16 protein-coding genes, 1 pseudogene and 1 riboswitch are annotated in these 16,789 nt (G+C 71.3%); of the genes and pseudogenes, 7 read left to right on the plus strand and 10 right to left on the minus strand.

Annotated elements, in window-relative coordinates; all coding sequences use genetic code 11:
* Position 1: 1 nt before the first annotated feature.
* Positions 2–1,111 (minus strand): phytase, encoded by a 1,110-nt coding sequence (locus JGR64_RS02850; protein WP_234446986.1) that lies wholly within the window; start codon positions 1,109–1,111, stop codon positions 2–4.
* A gap of 125 nt (positions 1,112–1,236) precedes the next feature.
* Positions 1,237–1,355: riboswitch (SAM riboswitch) on the plus strand.
* A 105-nt stretch (positions 1,356–1,460) separates the two neighbouring features.
* Here JGR64_RS02850 and JGR64_RS02855 point away from each other — a divergent pair.
* Positions 1,461–2,258, plus strand: a pseudogene (locus JGR64_RS02855) (alpha/beta fold hydrolase); the annotation flags it as partial.
* A 28-nt stretch (positions 2,259–2,286) separates the two neighbouring features.
* Here JGR64_RS02855 and JGR64_RS02860 read toward each other — a convergent pair.
* Both JGR64_RS02860 and JGR64_RS02865 read right to left on the minus strand, forming a co-directional pair.
* On the minus strand, positions 2,287–3,321 hold the full coding sequence (locus JGR64_RS02860; protein ID WP_199375019.1) for an alpha/beta hydrolase: 1,035 nt from the start codon (positions 3,319–3,321) through the stop codon (positions 2,287–2,289).
* A gap of 29 nt (positions 3,322–3,350) precedes the next feature.
* A complete protein-coding gene (locus JGR64_RS02865) occupies positions 3,351–4,733 on the minus strand; it encodes an L-serine ammonia-lyase (protein WP_199375020.1) in 1,383 nt (460 codons plus the stop codon).
* A gap of 125 nt (positions 4,734–4,858) precedes the next feature.
* On the opposite strand from JGR64_RS02865, the gene JGR64_RS02870 reads away from it, so the two are divergent.
* Positions 4,859–5,086 carry a glutaredoxin family protein gene (locus JGR64_RS02870; RefSeq protein WP_199375021.1) on the plus strand — a complete coding sequence of 76 codons (228 nt, stop codon included), beginning with the start codon at positions 4,859–4,861 and terminating at the stop codon, positions 5,084–5,086.
* Positions 5,087–5,098: 12 nt separating this feature from the next.
* Here JGR64_RS02870 and JGR64_RS02875 read toward each other — a convergent pair whose 3' ends face one another.
* Together JGR64_RS02875 and JGR64_RS02880 are read right to left on the minus strand one after the other, a co-directional pair.
* On the minus strand, positions 5,099–5,656 hold the full coding sequence (locus tag JGR64_RS02875) for a cytochrome b (protein WP_199375022.1): 558 nt from the start codon (positions 5,654–5,656) through the stop codon (positions 5,099–5,101).
* Complete coding sequence (locus JGR64_RS02880) at positions 5,653–6,402, minus strand: YceI family protein (RefSeq protein ID WP_234446987.1); 750 nt, start codon at positions 6,400–6,402, stop codon at positions 5,653–5,655. Before JGR64_RS02880 ends, JGR64_RS02875 begins: the two co-directional genes overlap by 4 nt.
* Positions 6,403–6,557: 155 nt before the next feature.
* Here JGR64_RS02880 and JGR64_RS02885 point away from each other — a divergent pair, with 155 nt between their 5' ends.
* Together JGR64_RS02885 and JGR64_RS02890 are read left to right on the plus strand one after the other, a co-directional pair.
* Positions 6,558–10,118, plus strand: a complete 3,561-nt coding sequence (locus JGR64_RS02885; RefSeq protein ID WP_233348305.1) for an ATP-binding protein — start codon at positions 6,558–6,560, stop codon at positions 10,116–10,118.
* Complete coding sequence (locus JGR64_RS02890; protein WP_199375024.1) at positions 10,118–11,107, plus strand: hypothetical protein; 990 nt, start codon at positions 10,118–10,120, stop codon at positions 11,105–11,107. The genes JGR64_RS02885 and JGR64_RS02890 overlap by 1 nt, the downstream gene beginning before the upstream one ends.
* Before the next feature lie 18 nt (positions 11,108–11,125).
* On the opposite strand, the gene hemE is transcribed toward JGR64_RS02890, so the two are convergent.
* The 4 genes from hemE to JGR64_RS02910 are packed head-to-tail and all read right to left on the minus strand — an operon-like array spanning position 11,126 to position 14,166.
* Entirely contained in the window at positions 11,126–12,199 is a 1,074-nt protein-coding gene (hemE, locus tag JGR64_RS02895; RefSeq protein ID WP_199375025.1) for a uroporphyrinogen decarboxylase, read from the minus strand.
* A gap of 34 nt (positions 12,200–12,233) precedes the next feature.
* Positions 12,234–12,491 (minus strand): WGR domain-containing protein, encoded by a 258-nt coding sequence (locus JGR64_RS02900; RefSeq protein ID WP_199375026.1) that lies wholly within the window; start codon positions 12,489–12,491, stop codon positions 12,234–12,236.
* Positions 12,492–12,535: 44 nt separating this feature from the next.
* Positions 12,536–13,624 carry a 3-dehydroquinate synthase gene (gene aroB / locus JGR64_RS02905; RefSeq protein ID WP_199375027.1) on the minus strand — a complete coding sequence of 363 codons (1,089 nt, stop codon included), beginning with the start codon at positions 13,622–13,624 and terminating at the stop codon, positions 12,536–12,538.
* Positions 13,621–14,166, minus strand: coding sequence for a shikimate kinase (locus tag JGR64_RS02910; RefSeq protein WP_199375028.1), 546 nt, complete (start codon positions 14,164–14,166; stop codon positions 13,621–13,623). The genes aroB and JGR64_RS02910 overlap by 4 nt, the downstream gene beginning before the upstream one ends.
* 101 nt (positions 14,167–14,267) lie before the next feature.
* On the opposite strand from JGR64_RS02910, the gene JGR64_RS02915 reads away from it, so the two are divergent.
* Positions 14,268–14,471, plus strand: a complete 204-nt coding sequence (locus JGR64_RS02915; protein ID WP_199375029.1) for a dodecin family protein — start codon at positions 14,268–14,270, stop codon at positions 14,469–14,471.
* On the opposite strand, the gene JGR64_RS02920 is transcribed toward JGR64_RS02915, so the two are convergent.
* Entirely contained in the window at positions 14,440–15,288 is an 849-nt protein-coding gene (locus JGR64_RS02920) for a kinase (protein WP_199375030.1), read from the minus strand. The two genes, JGR64_RS02915 and JGR64_RS02920, sit on opposite strands and share 32 nt — an antisense overlap.
* Before the next feature lie 66 nt (positions 15,289–15,354).
* Between JGR64_RS02920 and pdxH the strand changes: the two genes are divergently transcribed.
* Both pdxH and JGR64_RS02930 read left to right on the plus strand, forming a co-directional pair.
* Positions 15,355–15,951: a pyridoxamine 5'-phosphate oxidase gene (gene pdxH, locus JGR64_RS02925; protein WP_199375031.1), complete on the plus strand. Its 597-nt coding sequence runs from the start codon at positions 15,355–15,357 to the stop codon at positions 15,949–15,951.
* Positions 15,948–16,778, plus strand: coding sequence for a cobalamin-binding protein (locus JGR64_RS02930; protein ID WP_234446988.1), 831 nt, complete (start codon positions 15,948–15,950; stop codon positions 16,776–16,778). The genes pdxH and JGR64_RS02930 overlap by 4 nt, the downstream gene beginning before the upstream one ends.
* Positions 16,779–16,789 lie beyond the last annotated feature (11 nt).

Below are 16,789 nucleotides of genomic sequence, written 5' to 3' on the forward strand. Positions count from 1 at the left end.
GTCAGTGCAGGCAGGCCGGGTCCAGCTGCAGCGCCTGCACCAGGTCGCCGAGATCGAACGCCGCCACCGCCAGGTCGTCGTGGACCGCGTAGAACGCACCCGCCGGGAAGCGCGCGGTGGCCGCGGCGTGCAGGGCGATGCCGTCGGTACGCGCGACGCTGGCACCGTGGAAGCTGCCGACGGGCACCAGGCCAGCGCGCTCGAAGACATGGAAGTGCGTCCGCGGCGCCTGCTGGTCCACGGCGATCCAGTAGCCGCTGTCCACGCCACAGGTCCACAGCACCACGCCTTCGGCCTCCCCGTCGAACGTGCCCTCCGGCAGGCTGCGCCCGGCAAAGCGGCCGGCGAGGTCGTATTCGCGCAGGTTGGACGGGCGGTTGCGGTCTTCCTCCGCGATCAGCAGGCGATCATGCGCGGCGTCGCCGGCGATCGACTCGACCATGTGCAGCTTGCCGGCGCCGCTGGTGGCGCCAAAGGCGCCCAGGTAGCGCGCGTCCAGGCCGTCGTCGCCGACATCCAGGCGGTAGCGGCGCACGCGCTGGTCGAGTTCCTGGTCGGCAGGCAGCTCGTCGAAACGCGCGCCATACATGAAGCTGTCGGTGACGTAGGCGTCGAGTTCGCCGGGGGCGACTTCGTTCAGCCAGATGCCGTAGGGGCTGCGCAGTTGGTCCTGGCCGAAGGCGCCAATCGGCTCGAAGCCGGGCAGCGAGAGCACCTGGACGCGGCGGTTGTCGCGCTCCACCACGAACAGCAGGTCGCCGAACACGCTGACACCGTTGGGGCGGTTGAAGGCGCCGGGCCGGTCGCCGCGTTCGCCGACGGTGCGCAGCACGGCACCGCTGTCGCCGTCGAACAGCGACAGGCGATGGCTCGACTTGCCGGTGGCGAACAGCCAGACGCGGCCGTCTTCCGAGCTCCACGTTGCCAGCGAGTCCAGCTCCTCGCCGCGCACTTCGGCGGAAACCCACGCTTCCTGGACCAGCACGACGCCCGCGGCTGCGGGTGCGGCGGTGGTACGCGCCACGGGGGGCTGCATCCGGGGCTGCGGGGCCTGTGTGGCGCAGGCGGACAGGAGCACGGCGAACGCGCCGGCGAGGAGTGTGTTTCGCATCGCGGGATTATGCGGCAGCGGCGCGCGACCGGCGATCGCTCGCCACGCATTGCGGGCGAATATATCCATCTCTCTATCCGCATGAAGCGATTGACAAGCCGCGCGGGCGCTGGCAACCTGCGCGCCATCCATCGTGACCGGCCGAGGGACAGGCCCGAAGACGCCGGGGCAACTGGATGGAGCGCAAGCTCCGTCCGCTGTGCCAAGTCCTGCGGGGACCTGTGTGTCCACCGGAAGATGGTTGCGGATCGCCCATGCGGCATCCGTGGCGTTGCGCGCTGCGAAGCGCGCGGCACATCTCCGGCATGCCCCGTTGGCGTCGATGGCCTTGTCCCCTTCCGGATTTGCCATGAGCCTCGTCGAACGCACCACGCCCGCCTTCGCATCCACGCCTTCGCACCACGACGCGGCGGATGCCGCGCCGCCTGCAGCGGATACGGCCACGCGCTGCGTCGCCGTCCGTGGCGAAGTGGAGGTGGTGCTGCCGATGCGCCACGCCGACCCGCGCCGGCTGCGGCTGGCCTACGAACTACAGGGGGCGGTGGACGCGCCGGTCGTGCTGGTGGCCGGCGGCGTCTCCGCCGATCGCCACCTGGTGTCCTGCGCGACGTTCCCCGCGCGTGGCTGGGCCGACGCGGTAGCCGGTGCCGGAACCGCGCTTGACCCCGCGCGGATGCGCCTGCTCGCGTTCGACCATGTCGGTGCCGATGGCCGCCTGGACGCCCCGATCGACGCCGCCGACCAGGCCGATGCCTCGGCGCTGCTGCTCGACGCCCTCGGCATCGCGCGCCTGCACGCGTTCGTCGGCTATTCGTACGGCGCGATGGTGGGCCTGCAGTTCGCCGTGCGCCACGGCGGTCGCCTCGCATGCCTGGTAGCGGTGAGCGGAGCGCATCGCGCGTATCCCGCGGGCCAGCAGCGACTCTCGGAGTCGACCGAGCTGCATCGTCTTGATCCCGCATCGGTGCGCGTGCCCACCACCGTGGTCGCGGTGGATGGCGATCAGCTGGTCCCCCTTTCCGACGCGGTCGACCTGGTCGAAGCCATCGGCGGCCCGGCACGCCTGCGCGTGCTGCGCTCTCCGCACGGCCACGATGCGTTCCTGAAGGGAGGTCAGCGCATCGACGCGATCCTGCGCTCGGCGCTGGGTGCGCCGGCGTCGGGGCAGGGCGAGGTCAGTCCGCCTTGCCGGCTGGCGTCGTCGACAGCGCCTGGAGCAGTGCGGCGTTGAAGCGTTCCGGGGCCTCGACCTGCGGCGAGTGGCCGAGATCGTCGAACTCGACCAGGGTTGCGCCCGGAATGGCGGCCGCGGCGCGCCGGCCCAACGCCGGGTAGTCGCCGAGCCGGGCCTTGAGGCCTTCCGGCGCGCGGTCGCGGCCGATGGCGGTGCGGTCCTTCTGGCCGATGAACAGCGTGGCCGGCACCGCGATGTCGCCGAACTCGTGCACGACCGGCTGGTTGAAGACCATGTCGGAGGCCAGTGCCTGGTTCCAGGCCACGCGCTCGCCGCCCGGCCCTGCGTACATGCCGGCGAGCATGGTCACCCAGCGTGTGTATGCGGGTTTCCACTGGCCGCCGTAGTAGACATCGAGCTGGTATGCGCGGATGGAATCAAACGACGTCCTGAGCTCGCCGGCATACCAGTCGGCGGCGTCGCGCCACGGCACGCCAAGGGCCTTCCAGTCCTCCAGGCCGATCGGGTTCACCAGCACCAGCTGCTCGACCGCGTCGGGATATTGCAGTGCGTAGCGGGTCGCCAGCATCCCGCCCATGGAATGTCCCACCACCACGCTGCGCTCGACGTCGAGCGAAGCCAGCAGTGCATGCGTGTTGGCGGCCAGTTGCGCGAACGAGAACTGGTAGTGCGCGGGTTTGTCGGATTTGCAGAAGCCGACCTGGTCGGGAGCGACGACGCGCCACCCGGCCCCGGCAAGCGCCGCGATCGCCGCGTCCCAGGTCGCGGCACAGAAATTCTTGCCGTGGAGCAGGACGACGGTGCGGCCATTCGGCGCGCCTGTCGGCGCGACGTCGAGGTAGGCCATCTGCAGTGCCTGGCGCTGGCTGTCGAAGGCGAACGTCTGCACGGGATGCGGGTAATCGAAGCCTTGCAGCCGTGGACCGTAGACGGGGTGGTCGGTGGCGCCGGCGCATGCGCTCCAGGCGCAGGCGAGCGCGGCGGCAACGATGGCCGGGGTCGATGGCTTCGGCATGGGGAACTCCCTTCGGCGTTGCGGGCCGCTCAACACTCGATGACGTTCACCGCCAGGCCGCCGCGCGAGGTTTCCTTGTACTTGTCCTGCATGTCGCGGCCGGTGTCGCGCATGGTCTTGATGACCTTGTCCAGGCTGACCTTGTGCTTGCCGTCGCCGCGCATTGCCATGCGCGAGGCGTTGATGGCCTTGACCGCGCCCATCGCGTTGCGTTCGATGCAGGGGATCTGCACCAGGCCGCCGATCGGGTCGCAGGTCAGGCCGAGGTTGTGCTCCATGCCGATCTCGGCGGCGTTCTCGATCTGGCTGGGGGTGCCGCCGAGCGCGGCGGTCAAGCCTGCCGCGGCCATGGAGCAGGCCACGCCCACTTCACCCTGGCAGCCGACTTCGGCGCCGGAGATCGAGGCGTTCTCCTTGTAGAGGATGCCGACCGCGGCCGCGGTGAGCAGGAAGTCGAAGATTCCCTGTTCGGTGCTGCCGGGGCAGAAGCGTTCGTAGTAGCGCAGCACCGCGGGCATGATGCCGGCCGCGCCGTTGGTGGGCGCGGTGACCACGCGGCCACCGGCGGCGTTTTCCTCGTTGACCGCGAGCGCGTACAGGTTGACCCAGTCGAGCGTCGTCAGCGGGTCGCGCATGCCGGCTTCCGGCCTCGACGACAGCTCCGCGTACAGCGCAGGCGCGCGTCGCGACACGTGCAGGCCGCCGGGCAGGGTGCCGCCATTGGCGATGCCGCGCTGGATGCAGGACTGCATGGCCTGCCAGATCTCGCGCAGGCCGGCCTTCACCTCGTCGCCGCTGCGCCACGAGGTCTCGTTGGCCATCATCATCTGCGCGATGCTGAGGCCGTGTTCGCGCGCCTGCGCGAGCAGCGCATCGCCGCTGGAGAACGGGTAGGGCACCGGCGTCGTGTCGGCCACGATGCGGTCCTCCGCGGCTTCGTCCTGGTTGACCACGAACCCGCCACCGACCGAGTAATAGTCACGGCTGGCGACGACTTCCTCGTTGGCGTCGTACGCGGTGAAGCGCATGCCGTTGGTGTGGAACGGCAGCTTCTGGCGCTTGTTCATCACCAGGTCGCGCTTTTCCTCGAACGCCACCGAATGGCGGCCGGCCAGGTTGACGCGGTGTTCGCTACGGATGCGCAGCAGCGCGCCGGGGATGATGTCGGGGTCGATCAGGTTGGGCACGTTGCCTTCCAGGCCCATCAGCACGGCCTTGTCGGTGCCGTGGCCGCGTCCGGTCAGTGCGAGCGAGCCGAACACTTCGGCGCGCACGCGCACGACGTCCTGCAGCTTGCCGGCGTCGGCCAGGTGGTGCTCGACGAAGCGCGCCGCGGCGCGCATCGGGCCCACGGTGTGCGACGAACTCGGCCCGATGCCGATCTTGTAGAGGTCGAAGGTGCTGACGGCCATGGTGATCCGGGTGTCCCGGAGGCTGCCGGGTCCAGGCGGCGCGAAAGGCGCGCGCGGATGCCCGCTATCATAGCCGCGCCGGTGCGCCACCCCTGCGCGGGCCGCCCGTTCCAAGGCCCCGATCGATGCCGTTCACCCTGTTCCAGCGCGACGACTGCCACCTCTGCGACCTCGCCATCGCGGTGCTGGCGGAGGCGCGCGCGCCGGAGTTCGACAGCGTGTTCATCGATGGCGACGACGCGCTGGAGGAGCGCTACGGCGTGCGCGTGCCGGTGCTGCGCGATGCCGCCGGAGGGCGCGAGCTCGACTGGCCGTTCGACGCCGCGGCGCTGCGGCGATTCCTCGCGCCCTGACCGGGGCTCCGCTCAGCCGCGCGCGCGTCGGCCGGGCAGCATGCGTCGCAGGGTGTCGTCGCGCCGGAAGATGTGGTGGTAGAGCGCGGCGCCGGCATGCGCCGCCACCAGCAGCACCAGCACCCAGAACATGGTTTCGTGCGCGTCGTTGGCCAGGTCGGCCAGGCCTTCGTTCGGCGGCGACAGCTTGGGCACCTCGGCCAGGCCGAACCAGCGGAACGGACGCAGACCGCTGGCCGAGTCGTACAGCCAGCCGCTGAGCGGCATCGCGAAGATCAGCGCATACAGCGCCCAGTGGGTCACCGAAGCGACCATCGCCTGCAAGCGCGGGGTGCCCGCGACCGGCGGTGGTGCGCCGGCGTACAGGCGCCAGCCGAGGCGCAGCAGCGCCAGCGCCAGGATCGTGAGTCCGATCGACTTGTGCGCGGTGTAGACCCAGAAATACTTCGGCGTGCGCGGCAGTTCGCCCATGGTCAGGCCGACCACGGCGACCACCAGCAGCAGCAGCACGATGATCCAGTGGAAGGCCTGGCTGACGGCGCCCCAGCGGGTGATGTTCTTGAGGGTCATGGCGGGGTGGTGTCCTCGTCTTGCGGCGTGGCGGTGGCGGGCGGGGGCGTGTCGTCGCGCGAGCGCACGGCTTCAAGTTCAATGCGCAGCTCGACCGCATCGCCGATCACCGAGCCCCACGCGGTGCTGCCGAAGTCGGCGCGGCTGAGCGTGGTGGTGGCGGAAAAGCCGATCGTGCGGCGGAACGGCGGCAGCGGGTGGCGGCGATGGCCGTTGAGGGTGGCGTCGAGCACCACGTCCCGGGTCACGCCGCGCAGCGACAGCGTGCCGTGGATGCGTGCATGTCGATCGTCGACGGTCTCGATGCGCGTGGATGCGAAGCGCGCCACCGGGTGGCGTTCGCTGTCGAGCAGGCCGCGCGCGGCGACGGCGCGATTCCAGTCCGCATCGCCGAAGTCCAGCCTGGCCAGCGGAACTTCGGCGACCACCGATGCGCCGCTCCAGTCGCCCGGAGCGAAGCGCAGCTGGCCGGTGGTCCCGGACACGGTGCCGATGGCGCGCGAAAAGCCGGCGTGGTCGACGGCCAGCGCAACGCGGGTATGCACCGGGTCGAGCGCATAGCTGTCGGCATCGCCTTCGATTCCGCTGGCGGTGTCGGCCTGTGCCGCAGGCGGTATCGCGCCCGCGGCATCGGCCACGTCCGCCGCGTCGCGCGACACCGCCGGCATGCAGGCGGCCACCAGCATCGCCAGCAACATCGCCAGCGCGGGCACCAAGAGTTGCGGCAAGCGGAATGTTCGCGCCATGGCGTCCAGCGGCTCCCTGCGAACGACGCCCTGCGCCGATGCGGGATTCTAGGCGCAGGCCGCGGGCCCCACGCAACTTGCGCCCGATACGGTGCGTTGCGAGGATGCGCGGGGGTGGGTGGGCACGTGCCCGCCGCGGATGTCCGGGGAGATACATGCGAGGTTTGGCGAGATGGATCGGCCTCTGCCTGTGCGGGCTGCTGGCGGGCGTCGCCGTGGCCGCGGTGCCGCAGCTGCCACAGCCGCGCCAGATCAGCGTCTTCGACGGACTGCCGTCAAATCGCGTCAACGCGCTCGCCGAGGACCGCCAGGGTTACCTGTGGATCGCCACCCGTGACGGCCTGGCGCGCTATGACGGCGTGGGTTTCCGCATCTGGCGTGTGGGCGACGGCTTGCGCGACAACTTCATCTGGTCCGTGCATGTCGATGCACAGGACCGTGTCTGGATCGGCACCCAGACCGCCGGCCTGGCGATGCTCGACGTGGAGCGCGAAGCGTTCACCTGGTACGACCGGAACTCGCATGCGGCGATCGCCGGCCACGACGTCTGGTCGGTCACCAGTACGCCCGATGGCGACGTCTGGTTCGGTACCGCCGAGTCAGGCCTGCACCGGCTGTCGCCCGACGGCCGCGTGCGCCACTACGCATACGAGCCCGGCAGGGCCGACAGCCTGCCGTCCAACGGGGTGTCGCACCTCGGCGTGGACCCGCGCGACGGCACGCTGTGGGTCGGCACCAAGGGCGGCGTGGCGCGCTGGACCGGGTCGGGTTTCGCCCGCCTGCCGGGCGATGCGCTGGAGTCGCTGCTGATCGACGGGCTGACCGTGGACGACGGCGGTGACGTGTGGATGGGCATGCATGGCGCCGGCATGGTGCGCCGCGCGGATGGCCGCATCGAACGGCTGCCGTGGATGGACCCGGTGCTCGGCCAGCCGGCGCTGCACATGCTGCTGGAGGATTCGCAGGGCGCCCGCTGGCTGGATACGCGCAGCGGCCTGGCCTGGGAGCGCGATGGCCGCGTCGACAACGTGCCGCTGTACAGCACCACCAGCCGCGGCCTGGTGCGTCCCGCCTGGTCCAGCGCCTACGAAGACCGCGAGGGCGGCCTGTGGTTCGCCAGCTCCGACGCCGGCCTCTGGCACCTGCCAGCCAACTGGCGGAATTTCACCGTGCTGCAGCGGCGCCTCAACGATCCGTCGTCGCCGGCCAACGCGTTCGTCTATGGCGTGGCACCGGCCACCGCCGGCGGCGGACGGGGATTGTGGCTGGTCGGCAGCGGCGGCGTGCTCGACTGGATGGATCCGGAAACGGGCAGCATCGAGCACCGCTTCACTGAAATCTGCGGTTCGCTGCTGGTCACCGGCGTGCTCGAGACGCGCGACGGCGGCGTGTGGCTCGGCTGCCAGGACCAGCTGGTGCGGTTCGATCCGGTGACCCGGGCGGCGCGCCGCTGGCATGCGGATGGCAATGCGGACGCCGCGCCAGCCGGGCGGATCGCACATTTCGTCCAGCTGCAGGACGACACGCTCTGGTTGGCCACGCTGCACAGCGTCCAGCTCCGCGACGCCGGCGGTCGCGTGCTGGACACCCTGCACCGCGGCGACGGCCGTGGCCTCGGGTTCACCGACTCGGTCGAACAACTCGCGCGCGCGCCGGATGGCGGCCTGTGGCTGGTCGGAAGCGGCGGGCTGCGCGCGTGGAATGCCGGCCTGCGGAGGTTCGAGCCGATTCCCGGCGCGCCCGGGATCGCGCTGCATGGCGTGGCCATCGAGCCCGCGCCCGACGGCCACCGGATCTGGCTGGCGGGCAACGGTGTGCTGTCGGCGTATCGCTGGGATGGAGCCACGCTGCATCACCTCGACACGGTCGACGCCGCCCAGGGCCTGCCGACTGTCGCTCCCGGAGGCGTGCTGGTGGACGACGTCGGCGTGGTGTGGATGACCACGGCACGCGGGCTGGTCCGGTTCGACCCGGACACGCGCCGGCTGCGTCTGTACGGCGTGCGCGATGGCCTGCCCAGCCATGAGTTCAGCGAATACCCGATGCAGATGTCGCCGCTGGGCTACGTGGCGGCCGGCACCGCCGACGGACTGTTGCTGTTCCATCCGCGGCAGGTGCAATGGACGCAGGGCACGCCGACGCTGGCGGTGGAGTCGGTCGACCTGCGCCGCGGCGACGAGCGCGTGTCGATGTCGCCGCTGGCCACCGAGCTGCGGCTGCGCCACGACGACCGCGACCTGCGCGTGGTGGCGCGGCTGCTGTCGTTCACCGATGCGCACGCGCATCGCTACCGCTTCCTGCTGGAAGGCGACGATGCCGGGTGGGTGGAAACCGGCGCCGCCGGGGAGCGGGTCTTCCCGAAACTTGCACCTGGCCGGTATCGGCTGCAGGTGCAGGCGCGGACCGCCGACGACGCGTGGTCGCCATCGCAGCAGCTGGTGCTGGATGTGCAGCCGCCGTGGTGGCAGGCCATCTGGGCGCAACTGCTGTTCATCGCGCTGGCGGCGCTGTGCGTGCTGTGGATCGGGCATGCGTACCGGGGCCGCCTGAAGCGTCGCCACGCGTGGCAGCTCAGCGAGCAGAAACGCGAACTGGCCGAACAGGCGTCGCTGGCCAAGACCAGGTTCCTGGCCACGTTGGGCCACGAAGTGCGCACGCCGATGACCGGCGTGCTGGGCATGAGCGAGCTGCTGCTGGGCACGGAGCTGGAGCCCCGCCAGCGCGGCTATGCCGACGCCATCCGCCGCGCCGGCGAACACCTCATGCGCCTGGTCAACGACGCGCTCGACCTCGCGCGCATCGAAGCCGGCAAGCTGGAGCTCGATGCGCAGCCATTCGACCTGGTGGCGCTGCTCGACGAGGTCGCCGGGATGGTGGAGCCGATGGCCCGCCAGCGTGGCCTGGCGTTCCGGCGGCACATCGATGTCGAGACCCCGCGCTGGCTGCTGGGTGATGCCGGGCGCGTCCGGCAGATCCTGCTCAACCTGCTCGGCAACGCCATCAAGTTCACGGAGGCGGGCAGCGTGACGCTGCAGGCGGCACCCATGGCCGGCGCGGGCGTGCGCCTGGTGGTGTCCGATACGGGGCCCGGGCTCAACGATGAGCAGAAGGCGTACCTGTTCCGGCGCTTCGAGCAGGCCGAAGGCATCCGCACCGCGTCACGTTACGGCGGCAGCGGCCTGGGCCTGGCGATCTGCCAGGAGCTTGCCGTGGCGATGCGCGGCCGCATCGAGCTCGACAGCACGCCCGGGCACGGCACCGACTTCACCGTCGACCTGCCGCTGCCCGGCGCGCAGGCACCCGAGGCGCGGCCCGTGGACATCCGCCCGCCGCGCCCGGCACAGCGGCCGCGCAGCATCCTGCTGGTGGAGGACGATGCCACCGTTGCCGAGGTGATCGTGGGGTTGCTGCATGCGCAGGGGCACAGCGTGGTGCACGTGCCGCACGGGCTCGCCGCGTTGGCCGAAACCACCACCAGCCGCTTCGATCTCGCCATGCTCGACCTCGATCTGCCCGGCATCGACGGCCTGGCGCTGGCGCGCCAGCTGCATGCGCGGGGATTCACCGCGCCGCTGATGGCGGTCACCGCGCGCGCGGATGCCGACGCCGAGCCCGCGGCGCGCGCGGCCGGGTTTGACCTGTTCCTGCGCAAGCCGGTGACCGGCACATTGCTGGCCGATGCGATCGCTGCGCTGCAATCCAGGGAGGACGAGTGATGGCGACAACAGGCAGTGGGCGTTGGGCGGCGGTCATGGCGGCGGTGCTGCTGGTATCAACGGGCGGGGCCGCGGCGGCCGATGTCCCGGATGCAGGCCAGGGCGGGGACAACGCGCCGCAGCCGTTCCTCGGCGGATTCCTGGCAGAGACGCGCATCGTCTACCCATTGCGCGTCGGCGATTGGGAAGCCGTTGGTGAAAAGCTCTATGACGTCGCCGAGCTCGGAGCGTCGGTGCGGTATCGATCCGGGGGCAGCCTCGATCGCTGGATCGACATCTATTTCTATCCCGTCGGCGTGGTACCGGACTCGCACCTCGACGAGGCCGCCCGGGCCACGCTGCAGGAGATCGGATCGGGCGTTGGCGTCCCCGGAGGCTACACGTCGGCCGAATTCGGGGCCTTGCGCAGCTTCCACGTGGTGACAGGCGATGGGGACGACGAAAAACCGCTCTCCGCGCGATCGGCCGACATGCGCCTGCTGCGCGAAGGCGGCGCCTGGCACTCGGCAATGACGCTGCTGGTCGACCGGATGTACTACGTGAAGGGCCGTTACAGCGTGGCCGCCACGGCGATGCGCCGCGGCAAGGTCCGCAGCGAGCTGGAAAGTTTCGTCGCGGAACTGGTCCGCGGCACCTACATCGGCAGCACCGGACGCTGCTGGTCGCCGGCGCGGATCGAAGCGCTGCCCGCTGGCGCCGCAGCGCCGGGGGAGTCGCGGGCTGCGATCGAATCCGATGCCGGCGACAGCGCCTACCTGGTGGCCGACCGCGTGCTGGCACGCGATCCGTCGAGCGCCGCGGCGCAGGCCCTGGCCTTGCTTGCGATGAGCCTGGACAACCGCCTCCATCCAGGCTGCGTGGGTGCCGAGCCGCACAATCCCGAGGTGCCCGCGGGACATCGTGAAATCCGCTTCGAGTACCGCGCGCCTGCAGGCGCGCCCAGTGATCGCGGTGGCCGCCTGGCGCCGTCGCGGGACGGCCTGGGCTGAGCAGGCCGCGGCCGAAGGTCAGCGCCTGCTGTAGGCGTGCACTTCGTCCACCAGAACGCGCACGTGTTCGGGGTCCATGCCCGGCGACATGCCGTGGCCGAGGTTGAACACGTGGCCCTCGCGCGAGCCACCGTTGCCGTCGCGGTAGCTGTCGAGCGCGCGGCGCACTTCGCCACGGATCGCATCGGGACTGCCGAACAGGGTGGTCGGGTCGAGGTTGCCCTGGATGGCGACCTTGTCGCCGATGCGGCGCGCGGCGTCGCCGAGCTCGATCAGCCAGTCCACGCCAATGCCTTCTGCGCCGGTGTCGGCGAGTGCCTCCAGGTGGCTCGCATTGCCCTTGCCGAACAGGATCAGCGGCGTGCGTTCGGCGCCTTCGCCGCGGTCCAGTTCGCTGGCGATGCGCGCCATGTACGGCAGCGAGAACTCGCGGTACATCGCCGGCGACAGCGTGCCGCCCCAGGTGTCGAACACCTGCAGCGCCTGCGCGCCGGCCGCGCGCTGCGCGGCGAGGTAGGCGATCACCGCGCGGGTGTTGACGTCGAGCAGCGCGTGCAGCGCCTTGGGGTCGTTGTGCGCCATCGCCTTGATGCGCGCGAAGTCCTTGCTGCCGCCGCCTTCCACCATGTAGCAGGCCAGGGTCCACGGGCTTCCGGAGAAGCCGATCAGCGGCACGCTGCCGTCGAGTTCGCGGCGGATCACGCGCACCGCGTCCATCACGTAACGCAGGTCGGTTTCCATGTCCGGCACGCCGAGTTTCGCGATCGCCGCGGCGTCGCGCACCGGGTGCTTGAACTTCGGACCTTCGCCATCGACGAAATACAGGCCGAGGCCCATCGCGTCCGGGATGGTGAGGATGTCCGAGAACAGGATCGCGGCGTCGAGCTCGAAACGCGCCAGCGGCTGCAGGGTCACCTCGCAGGCCAGCTCCGGGTTGGTGGCCAGGCCCATGAAGCTGCCGGCCTTCGCGCGCGTGGCGCGGTACTCGGGCAGGTAGCGGCCCGCCTGGCGCATCAGCCACACCGGGGTGTGGTCCACGGGCTCGCGGCGCAGGGCACGCAGGAAACGGTCGTTCTTCAGGGGCTGGGGCACGTCTTGGGTCCTGGTAACGGCCCGCGGGGCAGGGTCACGGCTTCGGCATGTCCGCGCCCTGCGCGAACATCAGCTGGAAACCGCGCTTGATCTGCTGGTCGCGGGCCTGCTCCAGCGCGTTCATGGCGCTGGTCTGGTCGAGGAACTGCTCGCGCCGCACCGTGCTGCGGCCGCCGATCTGCCCGGTTTCGCGCACCAGCGCCCAGCCGCCGAGGAGGTCGGGCTGGAGCATGAGTTGCACGAAGCGCGGCGGTTCGCGGCCTTCGGGGCGTTGTTGCAGGAGCAGGCGCATCCCGCGATTGTAGCCGGCAGCGGGTCGCGGGCGCCGCCGGCCGCCTACCCGCGCAGGACGTCCAGTACCGCGGCTTCGGGTACGTCGGACACGACGCACGCGCGGCCAGCGCCCTCCCAGAGCACGAAACGCAGGCCGCTGGCTTGGGCCTTCTTGTCCAGGCGCATGCGTTCCAGCAGGGCGGCGGGCTGCAGCCCGCGCGGCAGGTCGACCGGCAGCCCGAAGCGCGCCAGCAGCCTGCGCAGGCCGTCGGCATCGTCGCTGCCGGCCATGCCGAGCACCGTGGACAGCCGCGCGGCCAGCACCATGCCCACCGCCACCGCCTCGCCGTGGTTCAGGCCGTCGTAGCCCTGTTCGGTCTCGATGGCATGGGCAAAGGTGTGGCCGAAGTTGAGCAGGGCGCGCTCGCCGCGCTCGAACGGGTCTCGGGTGACGATTGCCGCCTTGTGCGCGCAGCTGCGGGCGATGGCCTCGGCGAGCGGCGCGTCCTCGCGTTCGAGCAGCGCGCCGGCGTGTCCGGCCAGCCAGTCGAGGAAGGGCGCGTCGACGATCGCGCCGTACTTCACCACTTCGGCCAGCCCCGCGCGCAGCTCGCGATCGGGGAGGGTGCGGAGCACGGCGGTATCGGCCAGCACCGCGCGCGGCGGGTGGAAGGCGCCGACCAGGTTCTTGCCGGCGGGCAGGTCGACGGCGGTCTTGCCGCCCACCGAGGAGTCCACCATCGCCAGCAGCGTGGTCGGCAGCTGCACGCAGTCGATGCCGCGCATCCAGCAGGCCGCGGCAAAACCCGCGAGATCGCCGACCACGCCGCCGCCGAGCGCGAACACGCAGGCGTCGCGGGTGGCGCCAAGTGCCGCCAGCGCGTCGATGGCGCCGGCGAAACCCTGCAGGGTTTTCGACGCTTCACCGGCGGGCAGCACGAAACGCGCGATCCGGAGATCCGGGCGCGCGGCCAGCAGCGCGTCTTCCACGCCCTGCGCGTGCAGCGGCGCGACGTTGCTGTCGCTGGCCAGCAGTACCTGGCGGCCGCGCAGCGTGGCGGTGAGGGCGGCGCCGTCGCTGAGCAGCCCCTTGCCGATGACGATGCGATACGGGGCGTCACCGCCAACGTCGACGTGGCGCACCGCGCTCACGACGCCAGCTCCAGGCCGCGTTGCCAGGCCGCGTCGAGCGCGTGTCCGAGGCGTACGGCCGCGTCGGCAGCGCTCAGCGCGCGCGTGTCGAACTGCATGTCGGCAACGGCGGCGTACAGCGGGTCACGCACTTCGGCCAGCCGTCGCAGCACCGCTTCGCGATCGCCGCCGGCCAGCAAAGGGCGGCTGCGGTCGCGGGCCAGCCGCGCCAGCTGCGCCTCCACGTCGACCAGCAGGTGCACCACGTAGCCGCGGCCGCGCAGCAGTTCGCGGGTGCCGGCGTCGAGCACGGCCCCGCCGCCGGTGGAGACGACACAGCCCGTGGCGGCCAGCAGGGTGGCGAGCACCTCGCGTTCACGCGCACGGAAACCGCTTTCGCCCTCACACTCGAAGATCGTCGCCACGCTGGTGCCGGTGCGCAGCTCGATCTCGCGGTCGGCATCGACGAAGGGCAGCGCGAAGCGCTCGGCGAGGCGGCGGCCGATCGCGGATTTGCCGGCGCCCATGGGACCCACGAGCACGAGGTTGGGGGCTGGATTCATGCCTCGCGATGCTAGCAGCCGGTGGCCCACGGCGCGCCCTTAACATCCCCCCTCCCAGGATGCAGGCAGCGGCACTGTCGCCGCCCACCGGGATGCAAGCCATGACCGTCGCCAAGATCATCGAAGTCAACGCCTCCTCGCCCACCAGCGTCGAGGATGCCGTGCGCAGTGGCCTCGCCAAATGCGCGGAATCGGTCAAGAACATCCGTGGCGCCTGGATCAACGAGATCAAGGTGGTCACCGACGGCGGCGGCAACATCACCGAGTGGCGCGTCAACCTGCGGGTGACGTTCGTGGTCGAGTAGCAACCGGCGCCGGCGTGGTCGGCCGCCGCGCGGCATCGAGGGCGAGCACCGTGTCGGCGATTGCCGGCAGCGTGCGCAGCGCCTGGCGGCTGACGCGCTCGTAGTGCTGCACGAAACGGTCGATCCCGGCGCGGTCCATCGCGGTGGCTGATGGCGTGTCGGCGTGCAGCGCGCGTTCCGCCTGCCAGCGCCACTCCGGCACGATGTCGAATCCCGGCGGCTGCAGGAACAGCAGCCGGTCGATGCGCGCCCACAGCGCCGGATAATCGCGGGCGAGCGCAGCATTGCACCAGCGGCGCCAGGTGGCGTCGCGGTCCTCGTCGCGTTCAAGCGCGTTGATCGGGGCGCGGAGCGCGGTCTCGTCCTCGGCGGGCGTGCCGATGAACCAGCCTTCCAGCACTACCAGGTCGATGCCGGAGACCCGGGGCCACTCGCGGCGCGGCCGTCGCTGGTCGCCGAGCTTGTCGAAGCGCGGCAGATGGGCTGCTCCGCTGTCGCGCAGCGCGTCGAGCGTGGCGAACGCGAGCGGCAGGTCGTGCGTGCCGGGCGGGCCGCGGGTGGCGAGCAGCGGATGCACATCGCGCGCCAGCGCCTGGCGCATGTCGCGGTCGAGGTAGACGTCGTCGATCGACAGCACCGCGGTGCGCAGGCCGTGGGCGTCGGCGGCCTGCGCCAGCTGCGCGGCCAGCGTGGACTTGCCGCTGCCCTGCACGCCGCTGATCGCGAACACGCGCGCGCCGGACGCCACCACGTCGGCCAGCACCGCGGCCACCACGTCGTCGCTGAAACCGCTGCGCGGATGCAAGGGCGTCGCCATGCGTGCAACGATAGCGCAGCGCCGGCGCGTGCCGTGCGCGCGCCGACCATGTGGAGTTCCGCCGCGATGACCGACCTGTACGCCGAGGCCCTGGCCACCTTCGACACGCTGTTCGACGAGGCGCGCGATGCCGGTGAGCCCGACCGCACCGCGATGACCCTCGCCACCGCCACGCCCGACGGCCGGCCTTCCGCGCGCACCGTGCTGCTGAAGGCGCACGACGCGCGCGGCTTCGTGTTCTACACCCACCTCGACGGGCGCAAGGGTCGTGAGCTGAAGTCCAATCCGCGTGCCGCGCTGCTGTTCCACTGGCCGCGGGTGCGCCAGGGCGTGCAGGTGCGCATCGAAGGCCCCGTGGCGATCATCGACGAGGCCGAGGCCGACGCCTACTTCGCCACGCGGCCGCGCGGCAGCCAGCTCGGCGCCTGGGCGTCGCTGCAGTCCGAGACGCTGGACGCGCGCGAGGACTTCGAGCGCCGGCTGGCAGAGTATGCGCAGCAGTTCGACGGCCGCGAGGTGCCGCGTCCGCCGCGCTGGAACGGCCTGCGCGTGCGCGCCGACCGCATCGAGTTCTGGTACGGCGCCGACTATCGCCTGCACGAACGCTGGCTGTACGAATGCGACCACGCCGGCGATTGCAGCAAGCGGATGCTGTACCCGTGAGCGACGCGGTCACCTTGCATGGACCACGGCGGATCGTTTGCCTGACCGAGGAGCCCACTGAAACGCTGTACGCCCTGGGCGAGCAGGACCGGATCGTCGGCATCAGCGGCTTCACCGTGCGGCCGCCCGAGGCGCGTCGCGAAAAGCCGAAGGTGAGCGCGTTCACCAGTGCGAAGATCGGCGCGATCCTGGCGCTGCGCCCCGACATGGCGATCGGTTTTTCCGACATCCAGGCCGACATCGCCGCCGAGCTCGTGCGCAACGGCGTGGAGGTGTGGATCAGCAACCACCGCAGCGTCGACGGCATCGTCGATTACGTGCGCCGGCTCGGCGCGCTGGTCGGCGTGCCCGCGCGCGCGAACACGTATGCCGACAGCCTGCAGCGCGGTCTCGACGAGGTCGCGGCGCGGGCGGCCACGCTGCCGCGCCGCCCGCGCGTGTACTTCGAGGAATGGGACGACCCGCCGATCACCGGCATCCGCTGGGTCGCCGAGCTGCTGCGCATCGCCGGCGGCGACGACGTGTTCCCGGAGCTCGCCGCCGAGCCGCTGGCCAAGCAGCGCATCCTCGCCGACGCCGGCGAGGTGGTGCGCCGGGCGCCGGGCATCATCATCGGCTCGTGGTGCGGCAAGAAGTTCCGCCCCGACAGGGTCGCCGCACGGCCCGGCTGGGACGCGATCCCGGCGGTCCGCGACGGCGAGCTGCACGAGGTGAAGTCGCCGCTGATCCTGCAGCCGGGTCCGGCCGCGCTGACCGACGGCGTGCGCGCGCTGGCCGCGATCGTGCATGGCTGGTCGCAGCGCGAACGCGCGCGCGGCCGGGGCTGACGCGCGGCGCG

It is taken from the genome of Luteimonas sp. MC1572, from assembly GCF_016615815.1.
Lineage (GTDB): Bacteria > Pseudomonadota > Gammaproteobacteria > Xanthomonadales > Xanthomonadaceae > Luteimonas.